This window comes from Arsenophonus sp. aPb, assembly GCF_029873475.1.
Classification (GTDB): Bacteria; Pseudomonadota; Gammaproteobacteria; order Enterobacterales; family Enterobacteriaceae; genus Arsenophonus.
In genome coordinates, this window is the sequence record NZ_CP123499.1 from 1,845,367 (window position 1) to 1,859,890 (window position 14,524).

The 14,524-nt window shown below is 34.9% G+C and carries 13 protein-coding genes and 1 pseudogene; 3 read left to right on the forward strand and 11 right to left on the reverse strand.

All coding sequences use genetic code 11. The features are described from left to right. Nucleotides 1-284: 284 nt before the first annotated feature. A complete protein-coding gene (locus QE177_RS08205; protein WP_280548625.1) occupies nt 285-671 on the reverse strand; it encodes a pyrimidine dimer DNA glycosylase/endonuclease V in 387 nt (128 codons plus the stop codon). 404 nt (nt 672-1,075) lie between these two features. Between QE177_RS08205 and QE177_RS08210 the strand changes: the two genes are divergently transcribed. The 3 genes from QE177_RS08210 to QE177_RS08220 all read left to right on the forward strand — a co-directional run bounded on the left by QE177_RS08210 (nt 1,076) and on the right by QE177_RS08220 (nt 3,454). Further along, nucleotides 1,076-1,285, forward strand: coding sequence for a hypothetical protein (locus QE177_RS08210; protein ID WP_280548627.1), 210 nt, complete (start codon nt 1,076-1,078; stop codon nt 1,283-1,285). A 209-nt stretch (nt 1,286-1,494) separates the two neighbouring features. Next, entirely contained in the window at nt 1,495-2,451 is a 957-nt protein-coding gene (locus tag QE177_RS08215) for a hypothetical protein (RefSeq protein ID WP_280548629.1), read from the forward strand. Nucleotides 2,452-2,800: 349 nt separating this feature from the next. After that, on the forward strand, nt 2,801-3,454 hold the full coding sequence (locus QE177_RS08220; RefSeq protein ID WP_280548632.1) for a hypothetical protein: 654 nt from the start codon (nt 2,801-2,803) through the stop codon (nt 3,452-3,454). A 602-nt stretch (nt 3,455-4,056) separates the two neighbouring features. On the opposite strand, the gene QE177_RS08225 is transcribed toward QE177_RS08220, so the two are convergent. From QE177_RS08225 to yecR, 10 genes and pseudogenes are all read right to left on the reverse strand, one after another. Further along, the gene (locus QE177_RS08225) at nt 4,057-4,821 is read right to left on the reverse strand and encodes an N-acetylmuramoyl-L-alanine amidase (RefSeq protein ID WP_280548634.1); all 765 of its coding nucleotides are present in this window, start codon (nt 4,819-4,821) and stop codon (nt 4,057-4,059) included. 143 nt (nt 4,822-4,964) lie between these two features. Further along, nucleotides 4,965-5,420, reverse strand: a complete 456-nt coding sequence (locus QE177_RS08230; protein WP_280548636.1) for a lysis system i-spanin subunit Rz — start codon at nt 5,418-5,420, stop codon at nt 4,965-4,967. 339 nt (nt 5,421-5,759) lie between these two features. Then, entirely contained in the window at nt 5,760-7,595 is a 1,836-nt protein-coding gene (locus QE177_RS08235; protein ID WP_280548637.1) for a hypothetical protein, read from the reverse strand. 726 nt (nt 7,596-8,321) lie between these two features. After that, nucleotides 8,322-8,489: pseudogene (locus QE177_RS08240) on the reverse strand (isocitrate/isopropylmalate family dehydrogenase); the annotation flags it as partial. Nucleotides 8,490-8,591: 102 nt separating this feature from the next. Beyond that, a complete protein-coding gene (locus QE177_RS08245) occupies nt 8,592-9,992 on the reverse strand; it encodes a hypothetical protein (RefSeq protein WP_280548639.1) in 1,401 nt (466 codons plus the stop codon). Between the two features lie 58 nt (nt 9,993-10,050). Further along, nucleotides 10,051-10,662 (reverse strand): hypothetical protein, encoded by a 612-nt coding sequence (locus QE177_RS08250; RefSeq protein WP_280548642.1) that lies wholly within the window; start codon nt 10,660-10,662, stop codon nt 10,051-10,053. A 47-nt stretch (nt 10,663-10,709) separates the two neighbouring features. Continuing rightward, nucleotides 10,710-11,033, reverse strand: a complete 324-nt coding sequence (locus tag QE177_RS08255) for a hypothetical protein (RefSeq protein ID WP_280548644.1) — start codon at nt 11,031-11,033, stop codon at nt 10,710-10,712. Nucleotides 11,034-11,038: 5 nt separating this feature from the next. Continuing rightward, on the reverse strand, nt 11,039-13,726 hold the full coding sequence (locus tag QE177_RS08260; RefSeq protein ID WP_280548645.1) for a DUF1983 domain-containing protein: 2,688 nt from the start codon (nt 13,724-13,726) through the stop codon (nt 11,039-11,041). Beyond that, nucleotides 13,727-14,125 carry a hypothetical protein gene (locus QE177_RS08265; RefSeq protein WP_280548647.1) on the reverse strand — a complete coding sequence of 133 codons (399 nt, stop codon included), beginning with the start codon at nt 14,123-14,125 and terminating at the stop codon, nt 13,727-13,729. A gap of 12 nt (nt 14,126-14,137) precedes the next feature. Beyond that, the gene (gene yecR / locus QE177_RS08270) at nt 14,138-14,446 is read right to left on the reverse strand and encodes a YecR family lipoprotein (protein WP_280548649.1); all 309 of its coding nucleotides are present in this window, start codon (nt 14,444-14,446) and stop codon (nt 14,138-14,140) included. Nucleotides 14,447-14,524 lie beyond the last annotated feature (78 nt).

Below are 14,524 nucleotides of genomic sequence, written 5' to 3' on the forward strand. Positions count from 1 at the left end.
TTCTCGGCCTGATTTGCGCATCTGGCATCTTCGCCGCAATGATGAGCCCAAAATGGGATGATTAAATGAATACTGAAGAGTATCCACCGAGTAAAACGCCCCTTTATTAGATTATTATCTAAAAAAGGGGCGTTATTTTATATTTAAAAATCAAATTTAAAATATTCTATAAAACCCTTAATCCACAAAGATCTAATTTTATCCAAATAAAATTTCGCTTATTTCAATACTCATAGTAAACAAAAAATTAACAACAAAATTAAATCAAATTTTTGCTAATAATATTATTTTTTATGAGAAGTGAATCGAGGTTTTAATGGCATTCTTTCAGCTATCCTAGCCTTATTAATCATAATATCTAACTCAGTAACTTGATAATTGTTCCATAAATGAGAATAGTTTTTTACTTCTGCTGGCCATTTATTAGTAACAGAAAATCCTCGATTAAGACACTCCTGATGTAGTGATGTATATCGCAAATACAAAAATAACAATTTATCTCTAAAAAATAGAACATGTCCCTTCCCTAAGGTATAAGAAGTCAACGTCGTCAATGCAACATGTCCTTCTTTTTTAACAATATAGTTTGGTATCCGAGTTAATTCTCTATGTTCTGCCAACAAGTGTTGATCGCATAATTCATTAGGCGGGATTACATTTATTCTCGTCATAATTAGCTAATAACCAAATTTTTATGTTAAAAGTTTTATTATATCTCTATTTGCTATATTAAAATAATTTTATCCATTGCTAAATTTATATTAAAAACAACTTTATCCTATATTGTTATTGCTAATCCATTTTATGGATTAACTAAAACCACTATGGTCAATTATCTTGCACTAGTTACAATAAAATTAGCGTAATTTTTTGTAAGCCAACACCATTATCATATTTTTAACCATTGCATACTTATAATCCGATTTAGAATTAGCTATATGTTAAGTATTTTGACAATGATATAGAGTAAAAAACAATACAAAACTCTAATAAAAAACCTTAGAAATAACTTGATAAGTATTTTACAAAAAACATTGAAATATCTGCTTGTTAAATTAAGATTACCGCTTTATATATGCTAACAATAACGATGAAATTTTTATTTAAAACCTTGACTTTTATATCTGTTTTAACAGCTTACTTTGTTAATATTTGCCATGCCTTTACTTCACCACCTGCTATCTATGCTTGCAAAAAAATCGTCGAAGGAGTTGAAGATGGCAAACGCCATTGTTTAACCCATGATGTTGATGGTAATAAGCATCATATTATATTAAAGGATTAACTTAACCACTAAGGAACTATTATTTCTTCTTTTTGCTGCCATCCATTGGCAGCCACACTTTATTAATTATAATTAGCCATGGCAGAAAAAATAAGCACCTCAATTTCAATGACATGAAGTTGATTAAATTTATAAAATCAATCAAATGTTAAATTAATGTTAAAAATAAACTATACTTGATAATGATTATTATTTCTAGGGTATAAACTATGCAGTCATTATCAAAAATATCTACTATTATCACAATACTGATCGGACTTAATTCTACGATTACTATGGCTAAAGATAAGTCACAAAATAATCCAGAACCACACACCAATGAGGATATTGTAAACTCAGTTCTTCAAAGCGGTTCAAATATCGCCAACAAAACAGTAAGAACAACTTATAATACAGTTGAAAAGGCAAATACTGCTGCCAATCAGTTAAGTCAATCCGTCGCCAATAATAGCACCCAGCTTATCGACAATATTGCTAACTCTGGTTTAAAGGCCAATCAACAAACGACCAATAACGCTTTGAGTGTAGCCAACGACACTATACAAAAAGGGTTAGAAATGGCAGCCGATCTCACCTATAGAACACTTGACATGGTAGAGGCTACTTCCAATAATAGTTTTAAATCTGTCGACAATATTCTTCATAAAGTAACATCATACTCTACAAAAATTTCAAAAGTACAACCTGGAAATGCCCCTAATCCTGAAAATTTAGATTCGGCTAACAAAGCGATTAACATGGCGATAAATACTTTCGATAAAACGATAGATAAGACGCTAGGACTAGTGGGTAAAACTGCTGATGAAACCTTCAATTCAACTCACCTTATTCTCAACGTAAGCTTTAACACAGCAGAGTCACTGCTTGACGAGACTTTTGATTCAAGCAAGACTAATTTTCAAACAACGATAGATGCGGTTAAAGATACCGCTAACAGTGGTTTAAATATGGCTGCTAACACCGCCAATACCAGTTCAGAGCTTGTTAATTCAACAACCAATCAAGGTCTTAATCTGGCAAATTCTACTACTAACCGCTCTCTTATAATTGCAGATCCAACCAATGATAATAAAACTCTTAATAACAATAGGGTAGGTACAGCCAACGCCGCTGATAATAGTAATATTGATAATATCACAGAAGATGAAATTGCCACTACATACTAAGGATAGTCGTTGTTAGTAACCACTATTTATCAATTTATGAAAATGTACATCCTATCTCTCTTTCATTTTGCTGATGATGAAAGAGAGATAAATTAATAATATAGTCATTTTTTATAACAATTTAATTATTTAGTTAACTAACCCTGTTATAAATAAGCTTCTTTTATTAACCATAAAAAGTAATAGCCAACATATCTTACAAAGTTATCTTTTCTGTCCATTAATTACATTATTTCAACCACTGCCATGATTAAACAGCAGGCTGACATTTGAATAACACCTTCAAAATGTTAAATAATTGTTATAATTAGCTATACTTAATAACAATTAATATATTAGGAGATAAGCTATGAAATTATTATATAAAGTATCCATTGTTATTATCTTATCTATCTGTCATTTTGTGCCAGCAATAGCTAACAAAATCCAGCCCCCCTTCCCGACTAGAATTACAGATATTCCAAAGCACAACAAAAGACATTACCATAGTTATGAAGAAATAAGAGCGATGACGCAAGAAAATTTGGCGCAAGCTAGAATCATGCTACATGAAAATCTCGACTATACTAAAGTTGTATCTACCGAAAATTTAAATTTCGCTAATTCTACTATCGATAAAGCTTTTAGTTTTGCACATACTGCTATTCATAACAATACAGTAAAAAATGATTTAGAGTTGCTAAAATCCAGCCTAGAACTCTCTAATACTATAACCAATAAAGCCTTAGAAACGGTAATGACTAACATTGATAAAAGTTTGGCTACTGCCCAAACTGGTATCACAGAGTCTTTTAAGGCAACCAATGTAGCAACCAGAAAAAGTCTTGATACTTATGTCTCAACAACTTTCCATAATGGCGTAAATTACATGGATCAAACTGGTAGACGTAACACTAGCATTAAACCCAACAGCCATAATTCAGGCAGTTCTGTTCATAATAGTAATAGCAATATAGAAAATCATGAGGAAGAACTTGCTAATTTAAATAGAGATTATCCTTAATATAAAGTGATGATCGTGCCAGTTTGGTAGCAAAAAGTAATAATTCAAAAAACCAGCCGATATGGCTGGTTAGCAAAATAAGATAACAACCTAAATAATAAAATATAAAATCATACAGTTATCACAAATGATTAATAAAGCGTAAATTTTATCGAGTCTTGTATGGAAAAAAATAATTTCCCAACAAATCCAGTATAACAAACCGTATTTTATAGATAAAATCTTATTATTTAGTTTTAAAAAATATTAAAATTCCTATGAGAATTAAAAATTCAAATTAATAAACGCTATTTTACCCCCCTCATTTTAATATTCTTAAACTATTAATACCAATAAACATCACTCATTTGAAATAAATATATCTATCTAATAAAATACCAACTAAGACTAAAAAGTGATAAAGGGGTAAAATGACACCTTCTAGTAGCTTTTAACTAAAATATCAATAAGCATCAGTTTAACCAATATTTTTTAAACTCGCAAAATTAAGATAACATTTGTGCAGTAACAATTTCATTACGCTTATATTGGATTGTCGTACTTAAATATAAAAACCATCAAAATTAAATGATAGTTTTTATAAAGTAAATCTTAACAAGTGATTAAGGAAAATATTTTGCTACTAACGCATAAAGAATAGCCACAGTTTCAATGTCTATGTTGCCATCATAATTTGATTGGCGAAAATGTAACTGAAAAGCTCTGATCAATTTTGTATAGTCACTGTTATTGGCAGCTCGGGATACATCATAGCCATAGCGCTTTAATTTGTTAACAATCTCCGCTTTTTCCGGCATTTTATTTTTAAATTGTGCCATATAGTTCTGCTTTACTTCTTCTTCATACCAAGCGCCAATTCCGACATCATAAAGTTTTTTCCATGGAAAGGCAGCGCCCGGATCACTTTTACGTCCAGGGGCAATGTCTGAATGTGCAACAATATTGGTTGGTGACATATCTGGATAACGCTGAATAATATTTAATGCTAATTCTTTTACTGCATCAATTTGTTTGTCATTAAACGGCGGAAAAATCATTTTTCCGTTAGCATAACTCGCCTCATTTACGATTTCGATCCCTATCGCAGTATCATTTAAATTTGAGCGTCCAGCCCAAAAGCTAACACCCGCATGCCATGCTCGTTCATTTTCATCCACCAAATTAAAAATTCTAACGTCTTTAAAACCAGCAGCCTGATACGTATTATCAGTTGGATCTGGTACCAAATAATGCGCACTAACACTATTACCTGTTAATGCCGTAATTGAAGCTTTAAAATTTAAAGCAGTATAATGCATAACAAGAAAACGAGTCCTACGGTTAAAACTTTTGACTGAACGATATGAATTATAATCGATTAAGTACATGTTTTTTTCCTCTTGGCCGCTTTAACTATTATCGACAATAAATGAAACTATTATTTAACTCCTAATTTAAAATGTAACAATTAATTTCAAGGCAATATTAATCACAAACAATAAAATTATTATTTAAAATAGAAATAACAAATTTATTTTTGTTTATAAATTTCCTGCACTCTAGCTCGCAATCCCAAAAATTGAGCTTCTAATGTTTCTAGTTGACGTCTGAGACGAAGATAATTTCGTCCAGCGTCTGGCGCCAATTCGGTGGATCTGACATCATCCAAGCCGGTGGTGCTGGCGGCAACTCCATGGTTCTCGGGACACACGGCTTTGACGAGCAAGCGCTTATGGTTATTACGCAAATCATTACTAAGCTGACGTATTGCCATTTTTGCATTATTAAGTTCCTGAGTTCGTTTTATATCAATTTGTTGCAACGATTTTATTTCGTATAAATAATTGTCTTTGAGTTCTGTTTGTTGTTGTAATTCATCTTTAAGTTGTTGATATTGGTACTTTAGGTGAGTGTAATCATTATAAATGACGGCAAATATTGCGGATATTAATGTTACAATAATTATTATGATAGAATTTAGTTTCATAATAAAAAACGCTTTTTCAAACGTTTCCTCATATGTTAATTCTCATATTCCTTAATAATAAAAGCGGTTTTTATTATTCAGAACAGCAATTCATAAACCGCTTACCATTAATAAAAATACAAATTTAGATTAAGTTTAAAAGCAATCTAACTGTCGCTAATTTGAAATAAAAAATCAAAATAAAAAAGATAACAATTGTTTACTTTTCTTATTGTAAAATTAAATTTAATTAAAATTAATAATATTTAATTTATTTTTATAACGTTTAATACTTTAAATATAATGGCCGAAGCTTAATGCAGATAAAATTTCTCTTACTTGCAATATTTAACATTACAGTTACATAAGATTATCTTGCCATATCACTTGGTCACTGCTGGCTGGTTTAGCAATAATCTCACTATTTTGCAAACGGTTATGAACAAATATTAATGAAGAGCTGGCGGTATAATGACTAAAATCAATTCCACCCCCATGTTGAGTCAACAAGGTAATGTCCCAATGTTTTTCACTATCGCCAGACAGTTGCAGATAAATTGACTCTAACACACAAGCACGTAAGGAAAATCGACTCGCCGCTACTTTTAACAGTGCAGTATTTGCCATACCATTGAATTGACAACGTTCAAAACTCAAGGGCGCACTACTAGCAAAGCTATGTCCATTAATACCATCAAACACGCTATCTATGATATGTATGGCACTCTTAACACTAGTTTGCACAATTGGCAGCATTTCATTTTGCCAGCTAAAATGACAACCATTAATTAGGTTACGACGGTTGGATCGCACCGAAACCTGTGTTATGCGCAATTCACGATTAACCTTGCAGCCACGCATTTGTAAGCCATCTGCATTTACCCATAACATACCAGAACTAGGAATAGCCGGATCAGCGATAACAATAACATCTTCTAGTGTCAAATCGCTGATTTTATATCGAGCCACAAACCAGGGACAAATATGTTGCCGGACATTAATTCGTTTAGCACAACCACCCCACTGAACACCAGAGTTGGCAAATGTCATCAATCCAGAGTTACCTGTGTAAGTAAGATCATGTTCATACTGACCATGAGTGACAAATGGGCCTTTTTCTGCACTTTGCCCCGTGGCATGACAATTTTCCACCATACAATAAGCAGAAGCAGTAAAATCATTTAAATGCCTGGCATTTGCGACATAGCAATCACTAACATGCCCATATAAACAATAGATTTGTTGCGTCAAATAACCAGCTCCACCATAAGCCGTGTTGACAGGATTTTGCAACGAACATTGTTTTGTTATGTAATGGGTATTCCATCGACGCATTATTACTGGCCAAAAGCTGCCAATAGCATGAATAGCAAAAACATTGACATAAATTGCATATTCGAAAGCTATTGGATGGCTACCAGTTTTTGCATCAATACCAGCACCAGTAAAATGGAGGTTGCTAATCGTCACATCACGCACTGGCATGACTTTACGCCAACTAATAACACGCCCTGTATTTAGCTGCCAGCCATTAGAATAATTGATCTGAATATGCTCATTATCAATGATCGCGATTACCTGTACCAATTTTTGCAATTCGCGCTCATCGCTACCGGCTAAATGATCAACTTGTAGTGCGTACCAATCTCCAGTCTTAAATTCTGTGGCGTCAGTAACTGGAAAAATATCAGTCTGCTCGTTCAATATTTCAGTCAAGGTAAATTGTCTTTCTTCAGTGCTAATTTTTCCCTGAAAGAAGAATACTGCGGCAAATGGATCATCTGCACCGTCAATAGGAGTAATACCTTGCGTTGATATATGGTAATGATTAAAATCCAAACTAATACTTGAACGATTAAAATGATGACGGCGTTGAAATAATAGATTACTACCTGCTTCTATGCGCATAATAGACAAATCATTGACCATAGCGTCGAGTGCATCATCAGCTGGTGTGGTATCATCCATAATACCAAAGTGGAAAAAATGAGCTCGTCCTCCATGCTGTAATAACCAACGACCATCAGCAATAACGTTAGAAGCAATAACAGTCCCACCATTATCATCTCTTGCGCAAGCGCTATCCCAAATATAATAACCACCTCCACCATCGCCAGGTTGGAAATAACCACTAACATATAGTGTGCCGGTATATTCACTATTTTTTAATATTGTTATTGAATCAAAATGTTGCATATTAACCTCACTCCATAAGATTAAAATTATTCACATATTAAATTAAATAGATGCAAACTCATTACATAATGATTTTGCAATAGTACTAACGAAGTTAACTTATATCTATTTAAGCTATCAATAATCAAAATCACAGCGAAATAGAATTAGTAGAAAGTGCTAGTGAAAGTAGAACACAATTTATAATGTGAGATGATGAAAAAGCTTTGTTTTAGATGAAATTAATCTTAAAAAATAAAAAAATTCATCCAATCACAGATCATTTTTTATATAAATATATACCTATTGGAAGATTAATTAATTTATAATAATATTATTCAAATTTCTCAATAATAAATCCCTATATTCAATCTCTATAAAAGTAAATAATCCAAGCAATCAGTAATTACAATGTCTCCACCACAAGTTTAAATTAATTACCAGCTAACAAAAGTGTATTAATAATAAGAATCAATGAATTGCAAAAACAATTAAAATAATGAAACAGTAATCACTACAGAAGTAGATAGACAGCAAAAGGCCAGCCAAGATTGAACAAAAGCAAACTATTCAACCATAAATGCCGAAAAGTGACTGATGCATATCACTACAATTATGGGAAAAGAATGGCAAATTATTGCTGTTTAATTGTTCAGTTTTGGGGAAGAGTTTTGGGGAAGAAAAAAATAGCGCACAAATTAAACGGGAACCATTAAGCTCCCGTTATCAATCAGGTAAAACAGACAATTACATATGGCTGATGACCGCATCGCCAAACTCACTGCATTTCAATAGCTTAGAACCAGGCATTAGGCGTTCAAAATCATAAGTGACGGTTTTGGCGGCAATTGCCCCTTGCATGCCTTTAATGATTAAATCAGCCGCCTCTGTCCAGCCCATGTGGCGTAGCAGTAGATAGACAAAAAAATAATAACCTATTGATTATACTATAATATTATCACATTTTATTTCATTTTAAGCGTGAATAACGTAATGTATAATTACTTGATTATACATTTATTTTATTTCGTTTTGATAACCTGTATTTTTCTGATGCCACACAGAATTCGGTGGCATTTCAACTCTAATATCTAGCCAGGTTGACATCGGTATATCGCATTGTTCACCATCTACATAATAAGTTGGTTTGCCGTTAATAATTTCTTTAACTCGCCGATGCTGAAAATCTTCTGGCAAATGACTGTGCTGACGGTGGAAGGTTTTAATTTCAATATCACCATTTGGTAGAATTTTATCTTTGATATAAATAAGTTCTAGGCCATTACTATTTTTAGGCACAGATACACCATCGTTTATACCCCAGCCACCATCCGAGTTATAGCCCATGACGCCTGAGATGAAATATTTTCCAACTCCAGTTCGTTGGACATTAACTCCCTCTGATTCGTCATTAGTTTCAAAACTGCCTGATGGATGGATTTTAACGACTGGAGATGCTCTTTTTAAAAAGCCATTGCTATCTACAGCCGTGTTTTTATTTGTCCATACCGATGCAACCTCTGGTGATTTATTAGGCTCTTTTCTGACAATAAAGAGAAAATCTTTGCCATAATTTGTTGTTATTAAATATTGCACATTGCTATCAGCTGCATACTTAGTAACAATTGCACTACCAAATACATCTTTTAATCCGATTTCGTCAGCGCCTTCAACTCTAGATCCGTGAAACTTATAAAAACCTATGTCAGACTTAGTTGGATCCAGAAAGCTAGGAAAATAGATTTCTGCTAATTTTGCACCAACTCCATAATCGCCAATGTGCATCAAAATCCCACTTTTATTTTGAAAAGTATGATCAGTAACAGCGTCTGCATTCTTTGCTTTTATTTTTCCGGTATTTAATTGCACATCACCGGTTATTTCACCACCAGATTTATCATATTTTTTATCTAATTTTTCGCTAATTTCAGTAACACTTTTTGTATCAGCTTTACTTTCTAGCGCATCTTTTATCTCTTTAACACTGCTTGCATCTGCTTTTCCTTCCATCAGCTCTTGTAGCGCCTTAATCGACTCTAATTTAACTGTCTTACCGCTTGGTAACGTAATTTCAACGACACCATTTTCTGTCATCCACAAATCCATATTTTGCAGGAAATAGATGATATAAGTGTTAGCAGCTACCAGTGCGCGTGCAGCATCACTGTTGTTTTCCGGTTCGGTGAGATTGATTGTGTATGTTGTATCAGTTGCGCTAAATGTTGGTTTGTCAGCTAGATTTAATTCTGTGTCAGAATTAACTGACAGAATCATGTACGGATAGTTAGTATCACCGTTTTTAATCAGCATCAACATGCCAGGTGATACCAGAGGATTATTACTGTTCCATTTCGTGCCTGATCCCTTAACAATAGAAGATCCTGACACGACGGTTACTGTACCATCTTTATAAATCATGTTTTTTCCTGAAATTTTGATATAAAAAAATCGCAATTAAGCGATATCGATTATGTGATTATTTCCATCTCGGATAAGCGTCAGGAGCATAGGCAACAACACAACCAAAATCATTAGTGAATGAAGTGCCACCGCCTAGTGCTGCATTATCCCACGATCTTGCTATGTATCCATCATTAGATGCACCATAACCAAAAATCGTTTTTGCAAACGAGTATTCCCATATCGCTGATAGATAAGTTAATACCATGCAGTTTTGATATCCAGAGCGATAATCGGGTTTTCCTTCATTGACACCATCATATGAGATACCGGTTATTATGTCTTTTATCCTTAACGGGAACGAACTTGATGAATAAAATAAGCTACCATTTTCATTGTAAATATTGACATATACTGATTTATTGCGATCACTATCGACAATCGGCCTATACACATAGACATTCACTGTCTTCATTGCGAACATTGAAATTGATGTAGCATTCCGATGGGCATTTACGAAATTTGTATAGATCCCATTTGTTCTAGCATTGCGATGAAAGATAATATATTTATCCCACATCGATGGATATTTAATAGAATATGTAAATGATCTGTGATCTTCTGTTGGCCATGTTTCATGCTCGCCTTCCCTGTCCAGATTAATTATTTTTTCAAGTACATACGTCACCGAAGAAAATAATCCAAGCTCTGCTCCATTTATTTTTATAGATGCTTTCATGCAGCACCCATGAGCTTAACAATCAGTATGATCGGAATAGTTGAGCTTGCAAGACCTGAACTTTGAGCATATTTCCATGAAACAGTATTGCCACTCACTACTACATCTGTCACCACTGGATAATCTGTTGATAATCCTCTTTCTGACATAATAGGGATAGCAATAATTTTCTCTCCACCGATCAGAAACCTTTTATCAAATGTCAGGCTGTTTTTTTTAAAATCTACTTTCTCAGAATGTATAACGTAAGCCATCGAGTTGATAATGTCATCGATTTCGCCTGTATCATGAAATACTTTGAATACCGGTTTTTTTGCCATTTTAATTACACCAACGCTATTTCTATTCTTGCCTGTCCTTTTTCGTCATAAAAACGCAGGCCAGTGCCATCAAAAGTAAATCTGCCGCCCGTTTCACTGGAATTCATTTCAAATTTATTAGCCTTGGCGTCCAGCAGAAATCCAGATTTAGCAGGTACATAATTATCAGACTGAATTTTATTCATGACAACAATGCTATTGATCCAGGCCTCATTGATAAATGCTTCATTAATAAATACCTGTCCATCTTTGAGATACATAAATAAGTCCATTTTTCCATTGCTTGGATTATAAAACGCAAAGTTTTGTGCATTAAATCCCATCATTGTAGTTACTTTTTCATTTTTTAATTCAGCACTAATTACCATTCCAGCATCATAATCAATTCCATTGTAATTAATTTTTACCAACGATGTCCAAGTAGCAGATGCCTCACCTTTTTTCAGATCATATTTAGCCTGCAAGGCATTTTGCGCTGCTGCCCAGGAATTATCAGCCGTGACTCTGACTTGATCTAACTTTTCCGCCAATGCGGTCGTTTCTGTCACTACGTAATTGCGAACTTCAATAATTTCAGCCTTCATTTTGCCATTTTCGCGCACAAAATAAGTGAAATTACCTCCTAAGCCTTTGGCGTTTTCTAAAATCGCTTCGGTACTACTATTTATTCCTTCTTTTAGTTTTTTGATTGCTTCGCTATCACTGATCTTTTTGTCGATTTCATCTAATATATCGCCAGGCAAGCTGTCAGGGATACCAGACGCTTGGACAAATTGAGATTTGCCGTAACTATTTATTGTGCGGATATAAAAGTAGTATTCATGGCCTGGCTTTAGATCACCTTGTGTCCAAAATTGACCTTGGCCCACTTTAGTCGCATGATTAATCACTTCATTTTCAGTAGTATCTTTTAACTTCTCTTCGCTAAACCAGAATTCAAATGTACTACCATAACTGGCGGTATCTCCCAGTTTTGGCGCTACAGTTAATGAGAACATGCCAACAGTAATATCTACACTGATCGGTGGCGGTGGTGCCTCGATAGAAAAATCACGGATGGCAGGTTGGGAAATTGCACCGGCAGCGTTAACAGCTCGTACTTCAACCCGATATGTTCCTCTTGGTAGACCGGAAATATCTACGCGTTCGCCAGGTACCTGGATTGTCTGTATGACTTTGCCATCCTCAATGATATTAATCGTGTTGTAGCGCACATCAGCCGCAGCGTTTTGCCAACTCAAGTAGCCTTGTACCACGTCGCCAATAGTAGTTGGAATAAACTGTAGATTAATGGGGGCAGCAACGCCGCCGGTTGGTAATTCAGTAAAAGGTGGTCGCTCAAAAGGTTTACCAATAATGTCTTCGTAAATATATTCGCCATCTTCTTCGAGTAAAATTTCAACGCCTTCCAGCGGATGAAATTTCCATTCAGCCACCCTAAATTCAACATCGTTAATACCAAGATTTGGTAAATTAAAAAGAACGACATCACCTGGTCGATACGCGTAACCATCTAAGTTCATTGTTAATTGAATGCGACGGCCAGCGCGTTTTTTGCGTAGATATAGATTGGCCAAGCGTTCAGCTTGATAAGGACTACTAACAAAGCGGTAATCCATGTTTTCTTTTATTTCCAGCCCATCTTCGTCAACCCATTCTTGAACCACTACCGGAGTAAAATCCGTTTTGGTATACATCTGTTCTGCATCAACGAACGTACCATAAACTGCATTAGTTGCGTCGCGCAATGGTAGTTCAGGAGTGATATTGACTGTATCAATAATTTGATTAGCTTCAATGCGTAATGCGGCTGGCCCATTATACGCTTGCATCATTATTCCATGCTTACCTGCTATGTAAGTTGGTTCTGCGGCAATACATTTGTGCATAGTATCTAGTATCGACGTTGATCCCTCTTCCAATTCATAAGCACCATTTATAGTATAACGCGGCTCAGTACTTCCTTCTGCTGTTTTTACTGGTTCGTCACATACATCCGCAGCTGCTTTAAACGCTTCAAAATCAATATCTTCATCGGGGACTTCTGAATAGCTTCGATAGTAATCTAGAATAACGAGTGCGCCATTATTACTCCATTTCGTTTCGTTCGTTCTTGGATCAAATATTTCTTTACCCCAAATTTCGACTTTAGTGTTTGGTATACCATAAGGATATTTTTCAGCGTCATAAATCAGTGTTAGCCGCAGCCAAGCCAGATCGCGACCTATCATATCGTCTTTCCAGCTAGTAGAATTTTTCAACAAATAGGGATCAGCTTCAGTTCGGTCATTATGTAATTCGTAACTTGCTTTATCACCAAAATTATCAATCAAATCATCATTAAACCAGATGCGGCCAATTTTGCTAATTTTATGGCTTGCTAAAGTTAATGCCAAATATAGAGTCTTATTAACATCTTCACTGTCTTTTTTTGTTTCACCAAAAAAAAGCAATCCTGAGCAGATTGTTTTGCCAACAATTACCGTGTCTGATGCAATTGAAGAGCGCATCATCTGTTTTCGTTCTGCTTGCTCGCGATAACCACCACTTGGCATTTTATCTTGAAATAACAGCGATCCAGCAGTTTGAACCGCAAGACCAGCGGCAATTAGTGCTAATCCCAATCCTCCGGTAGCAATTGTACCAGCGATTACTAAACCGGCGCCAACAATGCTAGTGACTGTCTTGCCCATTTATTCAACTCTCCATGCCATGATTGGTGTTTTATTGACATGTCTAGCGCCATCATGAGTTACTGCCCAAACCTTATTTGCCCAAAACACGCCTAGTGTCAATCCGTCATCACCATCAAACATCACAATATCTCCTCGCCTAGGACGCGCATCTTGAGCTACAGTGAAGAAACGATTTAATGCATCTTCAAGTGTGCCAAATTCACTTTTTAAAACCCGCAATGCTCCCGCTTTTGTGTTATAACGACCACGAATTGTTGAACACGGATCAAAGTCACATACGGCAATCACGCAGTCAGCAGCAAATAAACAGCAGTCATGTTCTCCCCATAAAAAAGGGCGACTCATGGCCGCCCTTAAGGTATGGGGTAATCTTATTACCCAGTTTGGATGTCTCATTTTTACATTATTCTATTCTGTACATTGGAAAGGAACTGTAACTTCTGTGCGAACGCAATCCCCAAATCCGTTTCTATCAGTACATCTTGTTCTTTTTCCACCAAATGCTTCAGCGTTTTTATATCCCCATACACTACATTTTTTAACTGCCAGCTGGCTGGCTTTCTGAAAATCAATTTTGGGTGTTTCAAACATGCCAAAGTCATAAGCCAATTCTATTGTTCCATCAGCTTTACTTCCACCAACAGCATACATTTCTTTATTTACGGTACATCCAGATAAAAACAAAATCACAAACACAAATAATAATGTTTTTTCCATTGTTATACTTCCTTATATTAAATCGCAAGCATACTATCAGATAAACTTATCGATTCAATATGAATAGGTAATTACTTA

Bases quoted from the DNA above. Each gene is read 5' to 3' on its own strand.
- QE177_RS08235 (WP_280548637.1), bottom strand. From the start codon at position 7,595: ATGCAACATTTTGATTCAATAACAATATTAAAAAATAGTGAATATACC.
- QE177_RS08220 (WP_280548632.1), top strand. From the start codon at position 2,801: ATGAAATTATTATATAAAGTATCCATTGTTATTATCTTATCTATCTGT.
- QE177_RS08225 (WP_280548634.1), bottom strand. From the start codon at position 4,821: ATGTACTTAATCGATTATAATTCATATCGTTCAGTCAAAAGTTTTAAC.
- QE177_RS08255 (WP_280548644.1), bottom strand. From the start codon at position 11,033: ATGGCAAAAAAACCGGTATTCAAAGTATTTCATGATACAGGCGAAATC.
- QE177_RS08260 (WP_280548645.1), bottom strand. From the start codon at position 13,726: ATGGGCAAGACAGTCACTAGCATTGTTGGCGCCGGTTTAGTAATCGCT.
- QE177_RS08215 (WP_280548629.1), top strand. From the start codon at position 1,495: ATGCAGTCATTATCAAAAATATCTACTATTATCACAATACTGATCGGA.
- QE177_RS08265 (WP_280548647.1), bottom strand. From the start codon at position 14,125: ATGAGACATCCAAACTGGGTAATAAGATTACCCCATACCTTAAGGGCG.
- QE177_RS08245 (WP_280548639.1), bottom strand. From the start codon at position 9,992: ATGATTTATAAAGATGGTACAGTAACCGTCGTGTCAGGATCTTCTATT.
- QE177_RS08230 (WP_280548636.1), bottom strand. From the start codon at position 5,420: ATGAAACTAAATTCTATCATAATAATTATTGTAACATTAATATCCGCA.
- QE177_RS08210 (WP_280548627.1), top strand. From the start codon at position 1,076: ATGCTAACAATAACGATGAAATTTTTATTTAAAACCTTGACTTTTATA.
- yecR (WP_280548649.1), bottom strand. From the start codon at position 14,446: ATGGAAAAAACATTATTATTTGTGTTTGTGATTTTGTTTTTATCTGGA.
- QE177_RS08205 (WP_280548625.1), bottom strand. From the start codon at position 671: ATGACGAGAATAAATGTAATCCCGCCTAATGAATTATGCGATCAACAC.